Source organism: Ruegeria sp. H9, from assembly GCF_056532915.1.
In genome coordinates, this window is record NZ_JBQFNX010000005.1 from 125,168 (window position 1) to 144,943 (window position 19,776).

A 19,776-nucleotide genomic window follows, 5' to 3' on the forward strand; every position below is an offset into this window, starting at 1 on the left:
GGCGCGATTGGAATAAATCAGGCGGCTTGAGCCACCATGGCGCGGGTTGCGTTGATCTTGAGCGCTGCATGAGCTGCCTCGCGCCCTTTTTCGATGAAATGCGCGCGATAGATGGCGTTGTGGTGATCCGTTTCCTGATACTGATGCGGTGTCAGCGAGACCGACAGGACCGGAACACCTGAATCGAGCCCGGCCCGCATCAAGCCATCGACAACCGCTTGTGCGACGAAGTCATGCCGGTAGATGCCGCCATCCACTACAAAGGCAGCGCAGGCTACGGCGGCGTAGCGCCCCGTTTGCGCCAGGTCACGGGCCAGCAGGGGCATCTCGAAAGCGCCCGGAACGTCGAAGACATCAACCTGATCGGCTGAAATCAGTTCGAGAAACCCATCCAGCGCGCGATCCACGATATCTGAATGCCAGTTGGCTTTGACAAAAGCATAGCGGGTGTGTGTCATCATGATCTCCTTTCGTAACAGACACGTCACCCAAGGCGATCACGAGCAGGCACACCGCATTACCGGCGTGCTGCACGTTCTCTTTCATCCGGACTGTAACCGTCGGCTCTGGCTTCTCACCAGATCTGCTGACACCCCGGAGACCGGGGCCGCTCGCGGGCTTACGGGTCATGCCCGCATACCGCCGGTGGGGAATTTCGCCCCGCCCTGAGAACGAGTGGGACCTTGCCAAGGAGATATCGCTTCTGCAAGAGAAATTGGCAGGAGGACGAATATGCATCCCAATCCCACCTTTCGCGCCGAGACGCGCGAGCGTCACATCGAGTTTGCGCGTGACCGCGCCTTTGGTGTTCTGGCGGTGTCGACATCGGATGCACCGTTGTTAAGCCACGTTCCCTTTCTTCTGAACGAGGATGCTTCATCGGCTGACCTGCATCTGGTCCGGTCAAATCCGATTGTTAGGGCGCTGAAAAAGCCGCAACCTGCGAAGATCGCTGTGATAGGGCCGGATGGGTATATCTCGCCTGACTGGTACGAAGTCGATGATCAAGTGCCGACCTGGAACTATGTAGCGGTGCATCTGACTGGTGTGCTTGAGATGCGGCCAACGGACGACCTGCGAAATCTGCTCGACCGGCAGGCGGCAGGCTTTGAAAATCGCCTGCTGCCAAAGCCGCCATGGTTGGCGTCTAAGATGACACCAGACGCGCTGGATAGAATGATGCGCATGATCGTTCCCTGCCGACTCATGATCTCGGATATCGACGGCACTTGGAAGCTGAATCAGAACAAACCCGAAGAGGCGCGACATCGCGCGGCTGATAACGTGCACTCAGCAGGACTTGGCAGCGAGGTGGCGCGCTTGGCCTCGTTGATGCGCAAGGCCTGAGGCACGCGTTCTCGCCTTCCATTCATTGAGCGCTGAATGTGGCGAGATAAGCAGCGATGTCATCTGCGCCTTTTTTCAGCTTGACGCTCATGTTCGGGCGGGCGGTGTCATCATCCAGATATTCCTTGATGAACCCGATCGGATCCCGAGAATAGGCGGCGATGTTTTCTTCAGTCCACACAAGCCCTTCTTGCCCGGCGCGGATCATGTCGTCGGTGAACATCCCGATGGGCAAACGTTCACTTCCATAAAGATAATCGTTCTCAGTTCCGGCGGTGCGGCCAACTACGCCAAAGAGATTCGGCCCGGTGATGCCGCCTTTGACCAGAACCTCGCCATTTTTGATGATCGCATGGCACGAAGAGCATCTGTTATAGAGCTGTTCGCCTTTCGCCGGATCGCCGGCTGCGATCGCCTGTACTGAAGTCAGAAACGAAACAAAAACTACGGTTGCTGCTATCTTGAGCATTGAACATCTCCGGCTGGGAATATTGCGCCTGTGGCCTTTCACGCATTCCCGTTTAGAGTGCAATCGAATTCTGGTAGATAATCACGTGTTTGAAATATCTATTTTATATTAATAATTTAAGAGGAATCGTATCGCGCTAAAATAGAAGGAATACAGTGTTCCTAAAGTAGAGATGCACGTGAAATCGGCGGCGTTCGCATAGGGTGAGGAGATTTCAATTTGGGGATCTACCAGCGCGGGTCGATGCCGAATCACGTCCCGCCTGCCTGGCGCCAATTCGCCGCTCTGAGGGTTAAAATCTGCATTTGAGATTGAAATTTTGCCCTTTCACCGTGACATGAATGCTTAGATGCGGCGTATTGCGCGTTTAAGAGCGCTGGACGAACTCTATTCTCCCCGATAGATACCCCGTTTAAGACGCCGCACTTGTGCGGTGCGCGAGCTTTATGCCCGTTCGCGGGCGCCAGATAATCGGAGATAACCTCGTGTCCCAAGCTGAAGACCACGAAGGCACCCGCAGAGATTTCCTCTACTACGTCGCTGGCGGCGCAGGTGTCGTTGCCACCGGGGCTGCCGTTTGGCCCCTGGTAAATCAAATGAACCCATCGGCAGACGTCCAGGCGCTGTCCTCGATCCGTGTGGATGTAAGCGGGGTAGAGCCGGGCACGCAGCTGACTGCAAAGTGGTTGGGTAAACCTGTTTTCATCCGTCACCGCACAGGTGCCGAGATTCAGGAAGCTCAGGAGCAGGACGCTGAAGGTGTCGACGCGCTGCCTGACCCGCTGGCTCGCAACTTCAATTTGAACGCCGATGCACCAGCGACCGACGCCAATCGCGTCATGCCTTCGCCCGAAGGCGAAGGAGAAGGGGCGTGGATCGTTCAGATGGGTGTTTGTACACACCTGGGTTGTGTGCCGCTTGGCGATGCTGGCGATTTTGGCGGTTGGTTCTGCCCCTGCCACGGCTCGCACTACGATCTTGCCGGTCGTATCCGCAAAGGCCCCGCGCCTGAAAACCTGCCCATTCCGCCCGTTGAATGGGTGGACGCCACCACCATCAAGCTCGGCTAAGGGAGACCTAACTTATGTCCGGAATTCCCCACGATCATTACGAGCCGAAGACAAATGGCGAGAAGTGGCTGAACAGCCGTCTGCCCATCGTCGGCCTGCTTTACGACACCCTGATGATCCCAACCCCCAAGAACCTGAACTGGTGGTGGATCTGGGGCATCGTCCTGGCGTTCTGCCTGGCGTTGCAGATCGTCACCGGTATCGTTCTGGTGATGCACTACACCCCGCATGTTGATCTGGCCTTTGCCAGCATCGAACACATCATGCGCAACGTGAACGGCGGCTATATGCTGCGCTATCTGCACATGAACGGCGCATCGCTGTTCTTTGTAGCAGTCTACATCCACATCTTCCGCGGCCTGTTCTACGGCTCGTACAAAGCCCCGCGTGAGATTACGTGGATCATTGGGATGCTCATTTACCTGATGATGATGGGCACTGCGTTCATGGGCTACGTTCTGCCCTGGGGTCAGATGTCCTTCTGGGGTGCGACCGTGATCACCGGCCTGTTTGGTGCGATCCCGTTTGTTGGTGATGCGATCCAGACCTGGTTGCTGGGCGGACCTGCGGTGGACAACGCCACTCTGAACCGCTTTTTCTCGCTGCACTACCTTCTGCCGTTTGTTATCGCGGCGCTTGTGATCGTGCATATCTGGGCCTTCCACACCACAGGCAACAACAACCCGACAGGTGTTGAGGTTCGCCGTGGCTCGAAAGCCGAGGCAGAGAAAGACACGTTGCCGTTCTGGCCCTATTTCGTGATCAAGGACCTGTTCGCGCTGGCGGTCATTCTGGTCGTGTTCTGGGCCATCGTGGGCTACATGCCGAACTACTTGGGTCACCCGGATAACTACATCGAAGCCAACCCGCTGGTTACACCTGCGCACATCGTCCCTGAATGGTACTTCCTGCCATTCTACGCGATCCTGCGTGCGTTCACTGGCGAAGTCTGGGTCGTTCAGTTCGCCAGCTTCATCACCGGCGGCATCATCGACGCCAAGTTCTTTGGTGTGATTGCGATGTTTGGTGCGATCCTGGCCATGGCCCTAGCCCCTTGGCTGGACACCTCGACCGTGCGTTCGGGCAAGTATCGTCCGATGTTCAAATGGTGGTTCTACCTTTTGATCATCGACTTCTTTGCTTTGATGTGGCTGGGTGCGATGCCCGCGGAAGAGCCCTATGCGACCTTCTCGCTGATCGCTTCGGCTTACTGGTTCGCCTATTTCTTCGTGATCCTGCCGATCCTGGGTGTCATCGAAAAACCCGAGGCGCAGCCGGAAACCATCGAAGAAGACTTCAACGCGCATTATGGCAAGGCAAACGCCGACGCCACGCCGGCCGAGTAAGAAGAGGGACCGGAAACATGTTCAAGAAACTTGCAATCGGTGCCGCGTTCGCTTTGGCCCTTGCGCCCGCCTCGACTTTTGCGGCAGGTGGCGGTGAGCAGCACATCGAAGATTTCGACTTCTCGTTCGAGGGACCGTTTGGAACCTGGGATCAGAACCAGCTTCAGCGCGGCCTACAGATCTATACCGAGGTCTGCGCAGCCTGCCATGGTCTGCAATATGTACCTCTTCGGACCCTTGAAGATTTGGGGTATTCGGAAGAGCAAGTCATCACCTACGCGGCCGACAACTTCGAGGTGTTCGATCCCGAGCTGGACGATTTCCGCCCGGCAATCCCGACCGACCACTTCCCGGCCAACAACGGTGTCGGCGCGCCTGACCTGAGCCTGATGGCGAAGGCCCGTGCCGGTTTCCATGGTCCTTACGGTCTGGGCATCAACCAGCTGGTCAAAGGCATGGGGGGCGCGGAATATATTGCCTCGCTTCTGGATGGTTATACCGGTGAAGAAAAGGAAGAAGCCGGTACTGTTCTCTATGAGAACAAGGCCTTCCCCGGTGGTTGGATTTCCATGGCTCCGCCGCTGGCAGAAGATCAGGTTGAATTTGCCGACGGACATCCTGCAACCGTTGAGGCAATGTCCGAAGACATAGCAGCCTTCTTGATGTGGAGCGCCGAGCCGAAAATGATGGAGCGCAAAAATGCCGGTTTCGTCGGTGTTCTGTTCCTGACAGTTCTGTCTGTTCTGCTGTACCTTGTGAACAAGCGCCTGTGGGCACCGATAAAGGGCAAACGTCTGGACTAAGGTCGACGTATAACTAAAAACTAAACCCCCGCGCCATCACGGTGACGGGGGTTTTTTTGTTGCGATGGTGTGGAAGGGGCCAGCCCCTTCTTGGCCTGCGGCCAATTCATCCCCGAGGTATTTTTGGCCAGATGAAGAACGGATCACACTTGTAATTGAGCTTTGCTGTGCCCCCGTATCGTCGCGATTACGATCTCGCCTTCGGGTTGGGCGTTGCCGAAGGTTACTTCGGTAAATTGTTCGGTGCGGCCCATTGTGGGATTTTCCATCAGGATATTGTGGGTTTTGCCGATCTGTGCCGTCAGATGCTTGATGACCTGTGCATCGCCGGCTGCACGCAGGCGCGCGGCGCGTTCTTTGATGACATTGCCGTTGATCTGTTGCGGTATGCGGGCTGCCGGAGTGCCTTTGCGTTTGGAATAGGGGAATACATGCAGCCAGGTCAGGTTGCACTCGGTGACGAGCTTGAGGGAATTCTCGAAATGAGTCTCGGACTCGGTCGGGAAGCCAGCGATGATGTCCGCGCCAAAAGTCATGTCGGGTCGTAGTTTGATGGCGTCTTCAGTGAAACGAATCGCATCTTCGCGCAGGTGGCGGCGTTTCATGCGCTTCAGGATCAGATCGTCGCCATGCTGCAAGGACAGATGTAAATGGGGCATCAGGCGCGGCTCGGTCGCGATGGCATGCATCAGGTTCTCGTCGACTTCGATCGAGTCGATTGAGCTGATGCGCAGACGAGACAGATCGGGCACCAGTTTAAGGATACGCATCACGAGATCGCCTAGTTTCGGCTGAGCGGGCAGATCCGCACCCCATGAGGTCAGATCGACCCCGGTCAGAACCACTTCGTTGTAACCCTTATCGACCAATCGTTTGATCTGATCCACCACAACGCCCGCAGGGACGCTGCGAGAATTGCCCCGGCCGTAAGGGATAATACAAAAGGTGCAGCGATGATCGCAGCCATTCTGAACCTGTACATAGGCGCGTGAGCGGGTTCCGAAGCCATCAATCAGATGCCCGGCGGTTTCCGTGACAGACATGATGTCGTCAACCTGAACCGCCTCGGTCTGACCGATGAAATCGGCGGCCATGCCTTTCCAGGTATCCGGTTGCATCTTTTCGGTGTTGCCGATGACCGCGTCTACTTCGTCCATAGCAGCAAAGGTCTGCGGCTCGGTTTGCGCCGCGCACCCGGTGACGATCAGACGTGCCGAGGGGTTTTCGCGGCGCAGCTTGCGAATCTCCTGCCGCGCCTTGCGGACGGCCTCGGCGGTCACCGCGCAGGTGTTGACGATCACAGCATCCGTTAGGCCAGCCTGCTGCGACAGTTCTTTCATCGCTTCGGTCTCATAGGCGTTCAGGCGGCAGCCCAGAGTGCTGAACTTAGGCGGGTTCATTCCAGTGACCTCAGGTATTCAGGCGTCAGCGTGCCCGAAAACACATGGGCTGTGGGTCCCGTCATCCAGACCCCATCCTCGCGCCAGTCGATCCAGATTGTGCCGCCATCCAGGTCAACTTGTACTTTGCGCCCGGTGAGACCTCTGCGTGCTGCAGCGACGGCCGTGGCACAAGACGATGACCCCGAGGCCAGAGTGATCCCCACTCCTCGCTCCCACACCCGCATGCGGATGTGGTCGGGTGTGACTATCTGTGCGACCTGAACATTGGTGCGTTCGGGATAGAGTGGATGGTATTCGTAACGCGCGCCGAACTCTTCCATCGGAATGGCCTCGGCGTTGTCGACAAAGAAAGTGCAGTGCGGGTTGCCCATGCCGGTCGCTGTTGGACCACCTTCTATCGGCAGTTCCAGCGTGTCCATCTCTTCCGCCAGGGGAATCTCGTTCCAAAGAAGTTGGGGGTGCCCCATATTCACCGACGTCAGTCCATCGCCAGCGTCGCGGGCCTGCAGTGTGCCGCGTTCAGTTGTGAGCGTGAGTTCGGATTTGCCTGTTTCGTTCATCAAAAACCGGGCGATACAGCGCGTGGCGTTGCCGCACGCAGCCGAAGTCGACCCGTCGGCATTGTAGAACACCAGATGCGCATCCGCTTCACCGCGTTCGATAACCGCCAACTGATCGAATCCCACGCCGAACTGCCGGTGCCCGATTCCCCTGGCAAGGGCCGGGGTGACCGGCACGGCATGCGCGCGCGCATCGACAACGACAAAGTCGTTGCCCAACCCGTGCATCTTCATAAAGGCCAAACCGGTGTCGAGTATCTGTTGCATGGCGGGCGTATAACGCCGGTCCGGACATGAATCCACCCTGTCGCGTAGATTCCTGAAAAAAGGGGTTGACCCCCCAGTTCCACCTGCCTAATTAGGCCGCCTATCGGGGCGCCGAACTCATACGAATGACGGCGAACTGAAGTACGAAATAAGGTCTTGAACCCGGTCGGGTATTTACCTTACAGAGTGCTGCGGATCGAAGAGATCCTAAAAAGAGTGGGCCGTTAGCTCAGTTGGTAGAGCAACTGACTTTTAATCAGTGGGTCGCAGGTTCGAATCCTGCACGGCTCACCACTTAAGCCAAGCAAATACAAAAGCTTAGAGTAGGTGGTGCCCGCCCTGCGGGGTGGTGTGTTTGCCCAAACCAGTACAATACAAGCAATGCGGCTTGCTGTGGTGACTCGCTCAGTAAAAGCGCCCCGGAACTCATGCCCCCGAGGCGCTTCACCGATGCAGGCAGCAAGGAGACACTGCCGAGGTTTGCTCTGTTGGATTTACGAGGGACGGTCTCCAATGCCTTGCGCGGCTGGCGAAACAGCTTGCCGTTACTCTGCCATCTCCTGCGGCAACGGCTATCGTGAATGACTTTGCAATCGGGTCGGCGTCTTGCAGTTATCGCGGATGCGAATCCCTATTGCAACCAAGCTCCATAACGGTTTCGTACAGTTCAGGCAGTGGTTCCAGCCTGTCTTCCTGACCACACGCGGCGGGGTGTGGTCCAAGTCCATGACATGTTCACGCCGCTTATGCGAGCACGACGCTTGATCTCGCTCGTCCCAAATGCAGGGTTCTTGGCGTTGACATTGGTGCTCTCGCCCACAATCATGCAGCCATAGAAGAGCATCCGATGGCCTCCAGAATCGAGATGATTCAAGGCTCATCTATCGACGAAGACATTGTGGACCAGGATCGAACTGCTGCTGAAGATTACCATAAGGTACTTGTTTGTCTCGACAGCAATCATACACCCGATCATGTGCTTGCTGAGTTATATGCGTATGCCCCGCTTGTTCCTTCGGGTAGCTATTGCATTGTGTTCGATACAATCGTTGAGGAAATGCCTCCCACTAAGTTCACTGATCGTCCATGGGGACCTGGAGACAACCCAAAGACTGCAGTTCATGATTGGTTGAAAGTCAATCCTGATTTCGAGATCGACAAGAGTATCGATCACAAGCTGCAAATTTCGGTGGCACCGGACGGCTTCTTACGACGCCGGTAGTTTTGTCACGGTGGATTTCGACCAAACAGACAAAGTCCATGACAGGCCCGCGCTGATTGCCTAGAAATGCCTATTAGATTTGCTTTTGGAACCAGGTGATCCCAGTGGAGCAATTGGCGTTTACATACGAAATGGGTGTGGTCTCGGCGCTTTTGGCCTTCACGGTGTTCTTGTTTGTGTCCGAGATTGTAAGGATCGATCTTTCGGCCATCCTGGTGTTGGTCATTGTGGGTCTGCTGAGTTATGCACCGGGTCTCGAAAATCTGGCAAATGTTCCTCATCTGTTTGACGGGTTTGCGTCCAATGCCGTGATTTCGATCATTGCGGTCATGATCGTAGGGGCGGGTTTGGATAAAACGGGGCTGATGAACAAGGTCGCGTCCGTCATTTTGAAATATGGTGGTAAGTCTGAAAACCGAGTGCTGCCGATCGTTTCGGGCACAGTCGGTGTTATCTCATCATTCATGCAAAATGTCGGGGCGGCGGCGTTGTTCCTACCGGTGGTTAGCCGTATCTCATCGCGATCGGGTATTCCGTTGTCACGTTTGCTTATGCCCATGGGGTTTTGTGCCATTCTGGGGGGGACAATGACGATGGTCGGGTCCTCGCCGCTTATTCTGTTGAATGACCTGATCCAAACTGCAAACGAAGGGCTGCCCGAAGCCCAGAAGATGGAACCCTTTGGATTGTTTTCCGTTACCCCCATCGGTGCGGTGCTGATCCTGACGGGGATCGCATATTTCCTGCTGCTGGGACGTTGGGTGCTGCCGGGCGATTCAGGGTCGGAGAGTACGGGTACCGGGCGCGGGACTCAGGAATATCTTCAGCGGGTCTACGGGCTGAAGGCCGATGTGTTCGAGGTTGTGGTTCCGGCCGACAGCCCGCTGGTCGGGCAGATACTGGCCGACATCAACTTTGAAAATCACCTTTATATCATCTCGACCTTTTACCGTGGCAAGACCTCGATGGTTCAGGTGCTAACAGCCGAGATTGCTGCGCCTTGTCGATTAGCGATTGTGGGACGGCGCTGGGTTGTCGAAGAGTTTGCCGAAAAGTACGGGCTGACGGTGCTGCCTGATCTGGATGTGTTTGTCGAAGAGTTCGCACCCACGAATGCTGGGGTCGCAGAGGTGGTCGTGACGCCTGACAGCAAACTGATCGGCAAATGCCCTCGCGAATTGCTATTCCGCAAAACCTACGGAATGTCTTTGCTCGCCATCCACAGGGGTGAAGAGACGCTAAGTCATGTCGAGACTGAGACGCATGAATCCACCCAGATCGGGCTGGAGAAGTTCAAGGCTGGCGACATGTTGGTTGCTCATACCCGCTGGGACAACCTGATGCGGATAAAGCGTGATCCGGATTTTGTTGTGGTCACGTCTGATTTCCCGCAGGACGAATTGCGCCCGCAAAAGGTAGGCTGGGCGCTCTTGTTCTTCTTGATCTCATTGTCGCTGATCCTGTTCACGGATGTGCGGTTGTCGCTCTGTTTGCTGACCGGAGCCGCAGGAATGATGTTGACCCGGGTGCTCAGTGTTGACGAGGCGTATCGAGCAGTTGGATGGAACACGGTCTTTCTGCTGGCGTGTCTGATCCCGTTGGGTCAGGCGGTGCAGAATACCGGGACTGCGGCATGGATTGCGCAACAGATCATGATCATCTTGGATGGATGGCCGAATTGGGCGCTACAGGCGGGCGTCGCCATTCTGGCGACGGCATTTTCTCTGGTCATGTCAAACGTCGGCGCGACGGTTCTGTTGGTGCCCCTTGCGGTTTCAATTGCGGTTGCGGCGGGTGCCAACCCGGCGGTCTTTGCATTAACCGTCGCGATTTCGACCTCGAACAGTTTCATTATCCCGACCCATCAGGTAAATGCGCTGATCATGGGGCCAGCTGGGTACAAAGTGACCGATTTCGTCCGTTCGGGCGGGATCATGACGATCATCTTCTTGATCGTCTCACTGTTGATGCTGAATGTGATTTTCTGACCCTGTTAATTACCCAGCTAGGCTGATCGTTTGGCCCTGCTCTGACGCCTGTTGTGCGGCAAGGCCGATACGCACGGCCCAAATCCCATCACGCAGTGAGACCTCGGGTTTGGCGCGCTCGCCCCTGACCAGCTCCAGAAAGCCTTTGTGCTGGTAATAAGTCGAGCCATTGTGGTCGCCAGCCGCCAGCAACTCGGGATCAACGGGGATGTCGCGCTGGATTGGACCTTTCGGTGCGCGAGGGCTGATGATCAGCTGTGGTACAGGCGCGTCGCCCAGATGTTCGGGCCAGAAGCGGCCCGGGCCGGGCACAAGCGCTTCGATCTTGGCATCGCGCCCAATGGCCGAGATTTCTTCTTGATACCGCGAACCCTCGGCAAACATGCAAAGCTCGAGCATCGCGCGCGCGCCCGAAGCAAAATCGACAATGACATAGCCGTGGTCCAGAATATCTGGAGTATCGCCGTCATAAACTTCGTCCAAATGATTGACGGCTTGGCCTCCGCTTGCGGAAACGCGAACCGGGTCTGATTGCAGGATCAGGCGCATGAGGTCGAAGAAGTGGCAACATTTTTCGACGAATGTACCGCCAGTGTTACGGTTGAACCGGTTCCAATTGCCGACCTTTTCGAGGAACGGAAAACGGTGTTCGCGGATCGTGAGCATCTTGATCCCACCACCGGCGGTCGCTGCTTCATCGATCAGCGCCGTGATCGGGGGCATATAGCGATATTCCATCGCGACCCAGATCGGGTGCGGATAACTGCGCTCTAACTGCTCAAGCCGTGCAAGATCGGCAGGATCAGTGAACAATGGTTTCTCGATCAACAGGGGCAGGGGGCGGGTTTCCGCAATCTCGGCCAGTTGATCAACATGCAGGTGGTTGGGGCTGGCGATGACCAGACAGTCCAGATCATTGACTGCCAGAAGGTCCTGAAGGGAAGACATCATCTGCGCGTCGGGTGCAATCGCCTGCGCCTTATACGCCATCTCCGGGTCGGGTTCGAAGATTGCGGCGACTCGTGTGCCCTCAAGCAGAGCAATGTTGTGCAGGTGTTCCTGCCCCATCATGCCGCATCCGATCAGCCCGTAATTGGTGGTCCGGGTCATGCGCAGTTCCTTTTATTTCAGGCGTTGAACGTATGTGGCTCGATCTGGATCAAACCATGTTTTTGAAAACTCGATAGGTTCAGCTTTCTCAGACCAACTGAACCGTTCGATATACCCTGCGGCTTGGCCCGCAGGTTTGGTGAAGCCTTCAGGAGTCCAGTCGGGCAGGGCACTGACAGAAACGCGATCCTCTGCCCGTGTGATCCAGAAGCCAAGCTGTTGCTGGTAATAGCGATAAAGCGAGTCGGACAGCAGGTTCTGGTCGATGGTCCCGGCTGATTCGTCCAACCAGATTTCTTCGACCGCGATGATTGTGTCATTCAGATAACGCATCCGGCGTACACGCGAACCGCTATCAGACAGGCCGAACTTCGGCAGTTTCGCAGGCTTCTTGAGATGATCAACCGACAGGATGTCGGCACGCGGCAACCCGCCGCCTTCGGGCAGTTCCAGCCGGAACATAGCATAGACGCTGTTCTGCGTTCCGGTCTCGCGGATGTAGTTGCCCGAACCCTGAATACGCTCCAACATGCCTTTTTTCTCAAGCTCGGCGAGCGATTTTCGCAAGGTCCCGACCGAGACATTTAGGTTCGAAGCCATGTCCCGTTCAGGTGGAAGACGCTCACCATCAATCAGACGGCCCGCAGCTATGTCGCGGATCAGAAGCTCTGAGATCTGGACATAGATCGGCAGGGCATTTGGATTGCGGCTGTTGGCGGACATTGAGGGCGCTTCACTCGGTCGCAGGAAAAATTGATACACTATTGATCTACATCAATGCGCTTGCTACGCAAGAGGAAAGTCAAAGATGTACGGAGCGTGAATCAAATGACCATCGTCCCCATCACATCCCCCGACCTGGATGCGGCCGAGGTTTCGTGGTTTGCAGCGCTTTGCTCGGATGACTACCAGTTTCTGGGTGTGCCCGATGGTGAACTGCGATCCAGTTGGGAGCATTGTTCAGGCATCGTGAAAGAGGCCGAGGCGCAAGGCTTTCGCAACATCCTGTGTCCCTCATCGTATCAGGTCGGTCAGGATACGTTGAGCTTTGTTGCAGGCTGCGCCCCGATCACTGAAAAGATCAACCTGCTGGCCGCCGTGCGCTGTGGTGAAATGCAGCCCATCATGCTGGCCCGCACCATCGCGACGCTGGACCACATGCTTAAGGGGCGGCTGACGGTTAACATCATCTCGTCCGATTTCCCGGGCGAGAAAGCCGACAGTGCGTACCGCTATCAGCGTTCGCGCGAAGTGGTCGAGATCCTGAAACAGGCCTGGACGCAGGACGAAATCAACCATGCGGGCGAGGTCTATAACTTTTCAGGCCTGACCACCGACCCGGCTCGGCCTTACCAGACCGGTGGCCCACTGCTGTATTTCGGCGGCTACTCGCCGTCTGCTTTGGACCTGTGCGGTGAACATTGCGATGTCTACCTGATGTGGCCGGAAACAAAGGATCAGTTGGCCGAGCGGATGAAAGCCGTTCATGCGGTTGCCGAGAATTACAATCGTACTCTGGACTACGGTCTGCGCGTCCACATGATTGTTCGCGATACCGAGGCTGAGGCACAGGAATACGCCGACTACATCGTCTCGAAACTGGATGACGAATATGGTCGTGCGATCCGCGAGCGGGCACTGGACGCGACATCCTTGGGCGTGGCGCATCAATCCAAGAACCGCGATCTGGCCGACGAATATGGCTATGTCGAACCTGGACTGTGGACCGGCGTCGGACGCGCACGGTCGGGCTGTGGTGCTGCGATGGTCGGTTCGACCGATCAAGTTATGTCTAAAATCGAAGAGTATCAGAAGATGGGCATCCGCGCCTTCATCTTCTCGGGCTACCCGCACATGGACGAGGCCAAGCATTTTGGCGCCCGTGTGATGCCCAACCTGAAAACCTGCTCGCTTCCCGAAGCCTACGGGCGCGTGCCAGCAACCACCCCGGCAACCCCGCTGGGCAACGGAGTTCGTCGCTGATGCAACGTGTGAAACTATCTGACACGCTGGAAATGAGCCGTCTTGTCTATGGCATGTGGCGCTTGGGTGATGACAGTGACACCTCGACTGCGCATGTCGAGGCCAAGATACAGGCCTGTCTGGATCAGGGCATCACCACCTTCGATCAAGCAGATATCTACGGCGGATACGCGGCCGAGGCCGTTCTGGGCAACGCCTTGCGGGCCAATCCCAACCTGCGTCAGAAGATGGAGATTGTCACCAAATGTGACATCGTTGCACCGATGGGGCGCTATGCCGAGGCCAAGGTCAAATACTACGACACGTCACGCGCGCATATTCTGAAATCGGTCGATACATCTCTGTCGGAAATGGCGATCGACCACATCGACTTGCTACTGATCCACCGCCCGGATCCAATGATGGATCACCATGAAACCGGTGCAGCGCTGGATGAGGTGGTTGCCAGTGGCAAGGTCGGTGCGGTTGGTGTGTCCAACTTCCGCCCTTGGGACTGGTCTTTGCTGCAGTCGGCGATGAAAACCCAGTTGGTCACCAATCAGATCGAGATATCTCTGGGCGAGATCAGCCCGTTCACCAACGGCGATCTGGCGTTCCATCAGCAGCATGGTCATCCGCTGATGGCGTGGTCCCCGCTTGGCGGGGGCCTTTTGATGGCGGGGAATCCACCGGTTGGTGTTGTCGCGGATGAGATAGCCGAGGATTTCGGGGTGGACCGCGCCGCCGTTGCGGTTGCCTTCCTGCTCGCGCATCCGGCGAACATCCTGCCGGTTTTGGGCACAAATAATCTGGGCCGTATCAAACGCGCCTCGGATGCGTTGAAGGTCAAGCTGGATCGTGAAAGCTGGTACCGCCTGTATGAGGCGGCGCTGGGACATGAGGTGCCATGATGAACGCAATCTCGCGCGATATGAACCATACATTCGTCCCGCATAAGGACGACACGCGAACCCTGCGCGATGCTTTTGGCCGGTTTGCCACCGGAGTTACTGTCGTGACCTGCGACAGTGAGGATGGGCCGATCTGCATTACGGCCAACAGCTTTTCCTCCCTGTCGCTGGATCCGCCGCTGGTGATGTGGGCGGGCGACCGCAATTCGCGCCGGTTCCGCTATTTTCACGCGGCGCGCCACTTCAGCGTGCATGTTCTGTCTGCTGAACAGGCCGAGCTGTGCTTTGGCTGTTCAAAAGACGCCCATGCGCTGCGTGGTATCGAACATGACCGGTGTGAAAACGGCACCCCGTTATTGCCGGGTAGTCTTGCCCGGTTCGAATGCGAGCAGCACGCCTATCACGATGCAGGCGATCACGTGATCGTGGTGGGCAAAGTTCTGAAAGTCAGCATGGCGGATGGAGACGCGCTGACGTTCTTTGCCGGAAAACTCGGCCAATTCGCGCAGAGCTAAGCGCGATATGACGACTGCGGGTCAAACCCGCAGCTGACAGTGGGAGGATCCGCATGGGCGGACTGGCATCGGCGTTGACGCCGATTGCATTCGTGAACGAAACCGTGCTGCGTCTGGGCCGCGCGGTCGGTGTTGTTGCGATTGCAGTTATGGTTATCGCGATCCTGATTCAGGTGTTCTTCCGATATGTCTTGGGTAACGCACTGCCATGGCCGGATGAGGCTGCCCGGTTCTGCATGCTCTGGATGACGGGCCTGATGGCCCCCACAGCTTTCCGTCGCGGAGGGTTCGTCGCCATCGATATGCTTGCGCGCTTCCTGCCGCGCGTGCTTGGTCAATCGCTCAATTTGTTCCTGCTGCTGATCTCGCTGGCCGTGCTGCTTGTTGCGGTCAATATCGGCTGGTCTGAGGTTACGGGCTTTGGTGGCCGGTTCGCCACTGCGGCGTTGTACCTGCCTACCTCTTTCGGGTTCGATGAATGGTACCGTATTCCGCGCAGTTGGATGATGGCCTCGCTGCTGGTTGGGATCATCTTGCTGATCTCGGTCAATATCGAACTGATCTTGCGGTCGATAGTAACCATGCTGGGCGGAGCACATCTTTTGCCTGAAATTCCCGAAGCTGCGGTGGGGGCTGAATAAATGCTGATTTGGTTCCTGCCCACCTTCCTGATTTTCCTGCTGATCGGCCTGCCGGTCTTTTTCGCACTGCTGGCAGCGCCCGGCATTCTGCTATGGCTTAGCGGTCAGACCAACGACATTACGCTGCTCTATCGCAATGTCTATAACGGTATGGATAGCTTCCCGCTGATGGCGATCCCTTTCTTCATGCTGGCCGGAGAACTGATGAACCGGGGCGGCATTACCATCCGCCTCGTCGAGTTCAGCCAGGCCCTGATGGGCCACCTGCGGGGCGGCCTTGCGCATGTGAACGTCCTCAGCTCGATCCTGTTCGCGGGCCTTTCAGGATCCGCTGTCGCCGATACTTCGGCGCTTGGGTCAATGCTGATCCCGGCGATGGAGAAGCAAGGCTATACCCGCAAATTTGCCGCCGCGATCACGGCAGCCAGTTCGGTGATCGGGCCGATCATCCCGCCCTCGGGCATCATGATCATCTATGCCTATGTCATGGGTGAAAGTGTGGCTGCACTCTTTCTCGCTGGCATCGTGCCTGGGGTCATGGTCGGTGTCGGTTTGATGCACATGATCAAGCTTATGGCGGATCGATACGACTTCCCGGTCGCCAGCCGTAAATATACTTGGCCAGAACGCCGTCAGGCCAGCCTAAAAGCGTTCTTCCCACTGATGACCCCTGTGATCATCCTGGGCGGAATACTGGGTGGCATCTTTACCCCGACCGAAGCGGCCGCTGTCGCCGTAGGGTATGCCTTTATCATCGGTTTCTTCGTCCTGCGCACATTGACGTGGAAAGAAGTCCCCGAAGTGCTCAGCAATGCAGGTATGACCTCAGCTGTCGTCCTGTTGTTGGTCGGGGCGGCAATGGCGTTCAAGACGGTCGTTAGTCTTAGCCATGCGCCGGAGCAGCTGGCCTCGCTAATCCTCAGCCTGTCGGAAAACCCGCTGATCCTGCTGTTCCTGATCAACCTGCTGCTGTTCATCGTCGGAATGTTCCTGGATGCAGGCCCCGCTATTATCATCCTTGGCCCGATCCTCGGTCCGATCTTCACCAGCCTCGGTGTAGACCCGATCCATTTTGCCATTATCATGAGCGTCAACCTGACTGTCGGTCTGGCCACCCCGCCCATGGGGCTGGTGCTGTTCGTAGCCGCCGCCGTGTCTCGGGAACGGGTTGAAACCATCGCCAAGGCAATCCTGCCGTTTCTGGCGGTCGAAATCATCGTGATCTTCTTGATCACATACATCCCCGCACTATCCATGACGATCCCGAGGATAACGGGATTTGCAAACTGAACTGAGTATCACAGGGAGGAAACGCATGCTCAGAAGATTTATCAAAACCGCAGCGGTGGCCACGTCGCTAGTGGCCGCGTCTGCGATTGCCGCGGCAGCCGCCGACTACACGCTACGCGCCACAGCAAACTCGAATGAAAACGACGAAGACTATGACGGTCTGGTCGTTTTCAAGAACTACGTTGAGGCGGCCTCGAACGGAGCCATTGAGGTTGAGCTGTTCATCGGTACGCAGCTCTGCTCGAACGGTGCTGAGTGTCTGCAGGGCGTGGCAGACGGTACGATCGACATCTACATCTCAACCTCTGGAGGGGCCTCGGGCATCTTCCCTTACGTGCAGGTTCTGGACCTGCCTTACCTGATGGCCGATGACCGCATTGCCGAACATGTCCTATCTGGTGATTTCACCCGGCAGATGCGCGACATGGCGCTGGAGGATTCCGGCGGTGCGATCCGTCTGATGACAATCGGCAATACAGGTGGCTGGCGCAACTTCGCCAATACACAACGCCGTGTCGCCGAGCCGGCTGACATGGAAGGTCTGAAAATCCGCACCGTGGTTGCCGACCTGCCGCAGGAGCTGGTCAAAGCACTGGGTGCATCACCGACCCCGATCCCGTGGCCAGAACTGTTCACCAGCTTCCAGACCGGCGTGGTTGAGGGCTCGAAAAACGGCATCACGGACATCATGGGCATGAAGTTCCCGGATGCAGGCCTGCAATATGTAACGCTGGACGGGCACGCTTATATGGGTGCGCTGTGGTGGATGAACAACGCCAAGTTCCAGGAGATGCCAGAAGATATGCGCCGCGTGGTAGTCGACGGGTTTTATGCGCTGCAGCAGGCGACCTTTGCCTCACCCAAGCGCAAGTCGATTCAGGCTTATGAGGATTTCGTTGCCGGTGGCGGGGACCTCTATGTTCTGACACCCGACCAGAAAGCTGCGTTCAAAGAAGCCGCAACCCCGGTCTATGAATGGTTCCAGTCCAATGTGGCACGTGGTGATGAGATCTTTGTAGCGTTGACTGACGCTGTGGCAGCAGCCGAGGCGGATGTTAATGCCTCACGTGATGCGGATCTGAACTGAATTGCTGGGCCGGGCCGTGGGGTCCGGCCCTCACCGAAACGGATACATCCACCCTTTGTAGTCGTTGACCAGAACATGCGCCTTCTCGATCTGCTCCGGCGACATTTTTTTGACCACTTCTTCAAGGCTGATCGCCGCATCGGGGTCGCCGCCAATGGCGCTGAGCGTGTACCACATGTACGCTCGAACCAGATCAGGCGCGGGCATGCCCAGACCCAACTCGTAGTACCAACCGATACCGGATTGCGCCCCGGGATGACCTTTCATCGAGGCGCGCAAGTACCATTCAAACGCGCGTTCATAGTCCTGATCGACTCCAAGTCCCAACCCGTACATCACACCGATCAATTCCTCGGCTTCGGCATTGCCGGACCGCGCTGCTGGCAGCAATTCCTCACGCGCGGCTTCAAACTCTCCGGCCTCCATCAGATCGCGTGCTTGTTCCAGTTCAGCCAGCGCTGGTGTGGCGAGAAGGCACAGGGCAAATACAAACTGGCGCATGGGGTTGCTTTCCTTTTGGCAGGGGCTGCGGCAGCTCAGGATCTGCCGCGCCCGCTGACGGATGACGATTTCATCCCCTTTGATATGGAACAGGCCGCTATCGGTCATCAACTGTTTTACGATCCCATTTTATCGGGAAACCGGAACATAAGCTGCGCCCATTGCCATCACCCGGATTTCGGCACCTCGGACGGCTTGTCGCTTGGCATCGGAGAAGGCGGGATGGGCTTGGGGCCAGACCGGACGCCGGGCATCGGAACGGACAAAATCCGCAAGCGAATTCCCCGCAATTCGCCGGGGCTTTGGAACCTTGGTGCAAAGGAACTTCACACGGTTTTCCATGATGGCCGTCTGAGTATCTCTGACGTCTACGGTAACGGTTTCAACTCACCCGCGCAGGAGTGGTTGCCGGACGGCTTGAATTCGCTGCTGGCCGCGCAGGCACTTTTCCCGCTGACCTCGCAATTCGAGATGGCCGGAAATGTGGCCGAAAATCAAGTCACCGGCGCGGTGCATGACCGCATCGACAAGGGCTGGCCGATCCTCGCCAAACGCGTGCGCACTGATCCGCGCTATGGGCCTGCCATGGTCAAGGCATTCGATGACATCGACACGACCGAGGACATCACGATCACCCAAGTAGCCAACGCGCTGGCGGCATTCATGGCGCTGGAATGGCGCAGCATGGACAGCCCGTTCGATCAATATCTGGCCGGAGATAACACCGCCCTGACGCCTCGGCAAAAGGACGGCATGACCCTGTTTTATGGTGAGGCAGGTTGCGCAAACTGCCATTCCGGCCCGTTGCTATCGGATCAAAAATTCCACGCGCTGAGCCTGCCGCCATTTGGACCGGGCAAGACCCGCCAATGGGACCCCTATGCCCGCGACGTGGGTCATATGGGTGAAAGCAACCGTCTTGAGGACGCCTATCGTTTCCGCACACCGATGCTGCGCAATGTGACAGAGACGGCGCCCTATGGTCACAACGGTGCCTTTCCCGATCTGGAAGGCATTATTCGCCACCACTTGAACCCATCTCAGAGCCTCGCTGCCTGGACCCCTGATTTGGCCGGGCTGCCCAACGTGCCGTGGCTTGAGAATGTTGATTTCATCGTCTGGCAGGACCGGTTCGAGATGGAGCGTCATCGCCAGAAAATTGACATCGAACCGCTGGAACTGACCGATGCCCAGGTCGCAGATCTGGTGGCGTTCATGGGTGCATTGACCGGGACCACACTGGATGAGCCACTGTTCGGTGTGCCAGATGGCTTTGAGCCCTAG

The 19,776-nt window shown here is 56.9% G+C and carries 19 protein-coding genes, 1 tRNA gene, 1 pseudogene and 1 riboswitch; of the genes and pseudogenes, 14 read left to right on the forward strand and 7 right to left on the reverse strand.

All coding sequences use genetic code 11. The annotated features are described in order from the left end of the window. Positions 1-17 precede the first annotated feature (17 nt). On the reverse strand, positions 18-458 hold the full coding sequence (locus tag ACR0CZ_RS18320) for a 6,7-dimethyl-8-ribityllumazine synthase (RefSeq protein ID WP_170408142.1): 441 nt from the start codon (positions 456-458) through the stop codon (positions 18-20). 72 nt (positions 459-530) lie between these two features. Then, positions 531-677, reverse strand: a riboswitch (FMN riboswitch). 55 nt (positions 678-732) lie between these two features. On the opposite strand from ACR0CZ_RS18320, the gene ACR0CZ_RS18325 reads away from it, so the two are divergent. Beyond that, positions 733-1,347: an FMN-binding negative transcriptional regulator gene (locus ACR0CZ_RS18325; RefSeq protein ID WP_480537230.1), complete on the forward strand. Its 615-nt coding sequence runs from the start codon at positions 733-735 to the stop codon at positions 1,345-1,347. Positions 1,348-1,369: 22 nt separating this feature from the next. On the opposite strand, the gene ACR0CZ_RS18330 is transcribed toward ACR0CZ_RS18325, so the two are convergent. Beyond that, positions 1,370-1,816, reverse strand: a complete 447-nt coding sequence (locus ACR0CZ_RS18330) for a c-type cytochrome (RefSeq protein ID WP_170425585.1) — start codon at positions 1,814-1,816, stop codon at positions 1,370-1,372. Positions 1,817-2,301: 485 nt separating this feature from the next. On the opposite strand from ACR0CZ_RS18330, the gene petA reads away from it, so the two are divergent. From petA to ACR0CZ_RS18345, 3 genes are read left to right on the forward strand one after another with little or no spacing between them, the layout of a single operon-like run. Continuing rightward, positions 2,302-2,886, forward strand: coding sequence for a ubiquinol-cytochrome c reductase iron-sulfur subunit (gene petA / locus ACR0CZ_RS18335; RefSeq protein WP_170398293.1), 585 nt, complete (start codon positions 2,302-2,304; stop codon positions 2,884-2,886). Between the two features lie 14 nt (positions 2,887-2,900). Beyond that, entirely contained in the window at positions 2,901-4,232 is a 1,332-nt protein-coding gene (gene petB, locus ACR0CZ_RS18340) for a cytochrome b (RefSeq protein WP_170398296.1), read from the forward strand. Positions 4,233-4,249: 17 nt separating this feature from the next. Then, the gene (locus ACR0CZ_RS18345) at positions 4,250-5,035 is read left to right on the forward strand and encodes a cytochrome c1 (RefSeq protein WP_170398299.1); all 786 of its coding nucleotides are present in this window, start codon (positions 4,250-4,252) and stop codon (positions 5,033-5,035) included. Positions 5,036-5,178: 143 nt separating this feature from the next. On the opposite strand, the gene mtaB is transcribed toward ACR0CZ_RS18345, so the two are convergent. Then, positions 5,179-6,435: a tRNA (N(6)-L-threonylcarbamoyladenosine(37)-C(2))-methylthiotransferase MtaB gene (gene mtaB, locus ACR0CZ_RS18350; protein WP_170398302.1), complete on the reverse strand. Its 1,257-nt coding sequence runs from the start codon at positions 6,433-6,435 to the stop codon at positions 5,179-5,181. Next, positions 6,432-7,265: a diaminopimelate epimerase gene (dapF, locus tag ACR0CZ_RS18355; protein ID WP_170398305.1), complete on the reverse strand. Its 834-nt coding sequence runs from the start codon at positions 7,263-7,265 to the stop codon at positions 6,432-6,434. The genes mtaB and dapF overlap by 4 nt, the downstream gene beginning before the upstream one ends. 218 nt (positions 7,266-7,483) lie before the next feature. Between dapF and ACR0CZ_RS18360 the strand changes: the two genes are divergently transcribed. The 3 genes and pseudogenes from ACR0CZ_RS18360 to ACR0CZ_RS18370 all read left to right on the forward strand — a co-directional run bounded on the left by ACR0CZ_RS18360 (position 7,484) and on the right by ACR0CZ_RS18370 (position 10,475). Then, a tRNA-Lys gene (locus ACR0CZ_RS18360) sits at positions 7,484-7,559 on the forward strand. A gap of 460 nt (positions 7,560-8,019) precedes the next feature. After that, positions 8,020-8,487 (forward strand): annotated as a pseudogene (locus ACR0CZ_RS18365) (CmcI family methyltransferase); the annotation flags it as partial. A gap of 131 nt (positions 8,488-8,618) precedes the next feature. Further along, positions 8,619-10,475 (forward strand): SLC13 family permease, encoded by a 1,857-nt coding sequence (locus ACR0CZ_RS18370; RefSeq protein ID WP_170398548.1) that lies wholly within the window; start codon positions 8,619-8,621, stop codon positions 10,473-10,475. A 9-nt stretch (positions 10,476-10,484) separates the two neighbouring features. Here ACR0CZ_RS18370 and ACR0CZ_RS18375 read toward each other — a convergent pair whose 3' ends face one another. Together ACR0CZ_RS18375 and ACR0CZ_RS18380 are read right to left on the reverse strand one after the other, a co-directional pair. Beyond that, a complete protein-coding gene (locus ACR0CZ_RS18375) occupies positions 10,485-11,585 on the reverse strand; it encodes a Gfo/Idh/MocA family protein (RefSeq protein ID WP_170398308.1) in 1,101 nt (366 codons plus the stop codon). 12 nt (positions 11,586-11,597) lie between these two features. Further along, the gene (locus ACR0CZ_RS18380) at positions 11,598-12,308 is read right to left on the reverse strand and encodes a GntR family transcriptional regulator (protein WP_170398311.1); all 711 of its coding nucleotides are present in this window, start codon (positions 12,306-12,308) and stop codon (positions 11,598-11,600) included. 105 nt (positions 12,309-12,413) lie between these two features. Here ACR0CZ_RS18380 and ACR0CZ_RS18385 point away from each other — a divergent pair, with 105 nt between their 5' ends. Genes ACR0CZ_RS18385 through ACR0CZ_RS18410 form a run of 6 tightly spaced genes read left to right on the forward strand, consistent with a single transcriptional unit; the run spans position 12,414 to position 17,991 of the window. Next, a complete protein-coding gene (locus ACR0CZ_RS18385) occupies positions 12,414-13,568 on the forward strand; it encodes an LLM class flavin-dependent oxidoreductase (RefSeq protein WP_170398314.1) in 1,155 nt (384 codons plus the stop codon). Next, complete coding sequence (locus ACR0CZ_RS18390) at positions 13,568-14,458, forward strand: aldo/keto reductase (RefSeq protein ID WP_170398317.1); 891 nt, start codon at positions 13,568-13,570, stop codon at positions 14,456-14,458. The genes ACR0CZ_RS18385 and ACR0CZ_RS18390 overlap by 1 nt, the downstream gene beginning before the upstream one ends. After that, entirely contained in the window at positions 14,458-14,973 is a 516-nt protein-coding gene (locus ACR0CZ_RS18395) for a flavin reductase family protein (protein WP_170398551.1), read from the forward strand. The genes ACR0CZ_RS18390 and ACR0CZ_RS18395 overlap by 1 nt, the downstream gene beginning before the upstream one ends. A 53-nt stretch (positions 14,974-15,026) precedes the next feature. Continuing rightward, positions 15,027-15,614 carry a TRAP transporter small permease gene (locus ACR0CZ_RS18400; RefSeq protein WP_170398319.1) on the forward strand — a complete coding sequence of 196 codons (588 nt, stop codon included), beginning with the start codon at positions 15,027-15,029 and terminating at the stop codon, positions 15,612-15,614. After that, the gene (locus ACR0CZ_RS18405) at positions 15,615-16,904 is read left to right on the forward strand and encodes a TRAP transporter large permease (RefSeq protein ID WP_480537231.1); all 1,290 of its coding nucleotides are present in this window, start codon (positions 15,615-15,617) and stop codon (positions 16,902-16,904) included. A 25-nt stretch (positions 16,905-16,929) separates the two neighbouring features. After that, a complete protein-coding gene (locus ACR0CZ_RS18410) occupies positions 16,930-17,991 on the forward strand; it encodes a TRAP transporter substrate-binding protein (protein WP_170398324.1) in 1,062 nt (353 codons plus the stop codon). Positions 17,992-18,021: 30 nt separating this feature from the next. Here ACR0CZ_RS18410 and ACR0CZ_RS18415 read toward each other — a convergent pair whose 3' ends face one another. Further along, positions 18,022-18,492: a tetratricopeptide repeat protein gene (locus tag ACR0CZ_RS18415; RefSeq protein ID WP_170398327.1), complete on the reverse strand. Its 471-nt coding sequence runs from the start codon at positions 18,490-18,492 to the stop codon at positions 18,022-18,024. 15 nt (positions 18,493-18,507) lie between these two features. Between ACR0CZ_RS18415 and ACR0CZ_RS18420 the strand changes: the two genes are divergently transcribed. After that, on the forward strand, positions 18,508-19,776 hold the full coding sequence (locus ACR0CZ_RS18420) for a cytochrome c peroxidase (RefSeq protein WP_170398330.1): 1,269 nt from the start codon (positions 18,508-18,510) through the stop codon (positions 19,774-19,776).

Excerpts from the sequence above, each read along its gene's own strand:
- ACR0CZ_RS18320 (WP_170408142.1), bottom strand. The coding sequence starts at position 458 with ATGACACACACCCGCTATGCTTTTGTCAAAGCCAACTGGCATTCAGAT.
- ACR0CZ_RS18325 (WP_480537230.1), top strand. The coding sequence starts at position 733 with ATGCATCCCAATCCCACCTTTCGCGCCGAGACGCGCGAGCGTCACATC.
- ACR0CZ_RS18330 (WP_170425585.1), bottom strand. The coding sequence starts at position 1,816 with ATGCTCAAGATAGCAGCAACCGTAGTTTTTGTTTCGTTTCTGACTTCA.
- petB (WP_170398296.1), top strand. The coding sequence starts at position 2,901 with ATGTCCGGAATTCCCCACGATCATTACGAGCCGAAGACAAATGGCGAG.
- ACR0CZ_RS18345 (WP_170398299.1), top strand. The coding sequence starts at position 4,250 with ATGTTCAAGAAACTTGCAATCGGTGCCGCGTTCGCTTTGGCCCTTGCG.
- mtaB (WP_170398302.1), bottom strand. The coding sequence starts at position 6,435 with ATGAACCCGCCTAAGTTCAGCACTCTGGGCTGCCGCCTGAACGCCTAT.
- dapF (WP_170398305.1), bottom strand. The coding sequence starts at position 7,265 with ATGCAACAGATACTCGACACCGGTTTGGCCTTTATGAAGATGCACGGG.
- ACR0CZ_RS18370 (WP_170398548.1), top strand. The coding sequence starts at position 8,619 with ATGGGTGTGGTCTCGGCGCTTTTGGCCTTCACGGTGTTCTTGTTTGTG.
- ACR0CZ_RS18375 (WP_170398308.1), bottom strand. The coding sequence starts at position 11,585 with ATGACCCGGACCACCAATTACGGGCTGATCGGATGCGGCATGATGGGG.
- ACR0CZ_RS18380 (WP_170398311.1), bottom strand. The coding sequence starts at position 12,308 with ATGTCCGCCAACAGCCGCAATCCAAATGCCCTGCCGATCTATGTCCAG.
- ACR0CZ_RS18385 (WP_170398314.1), top strand. The coding sequence starts at position 12,414 with ATGACCATCGTCCCCATCACATCCCCCGACCTGGATGCGGCCGAGGTT.
- ACR0CZ_RS18390 (WP_170398317.1), top strand. The coding sequence starts at position 13,568 with ATGCAACGTGTGAAACTATCTGACACGCTGGAAATGAGCCGTCTTGTC.
- ACR0CZ_RS18395 (WP_170398551.1), top strand. The coding sequence starts at position 14,458 with ATGAACGCAATCTCGCGCGATATGAACCATACATTCGTCCCGCATAAG.
- ACR0CZ_RS18400 (WP_170398319.1), top strand. The coding sequence starts at position 15,027 with ATGGGCGGACTGGCATCGGCGTTGACGCCGATTGCATTCGTGAACGAA.
- ACR0CZ_RS18405 (WP_480537231.1), top strand. The coding sequence starts at position 15,615 with ATGCTGATTTGGTTCCTGCCCACCTTCCTGATTTTCCTGCTGATCGGC.
- ACR0CZ_RS18410 (WP_170398324.1), top strand. The coding sequence starts at position 16,930 with ATGCTCAGAAGATTTATCAAAACCGCAGCGGTGGCCACGTCGCTAGTG.
- ACR0CZ_RS18415 (WP_170398327.1), bottom strand. The coding sequence starts at position 18,492 with ATGCGCCAGTTTGTATTTGCCCTGTGCCTTCTCGCCACACCAGCGCTG.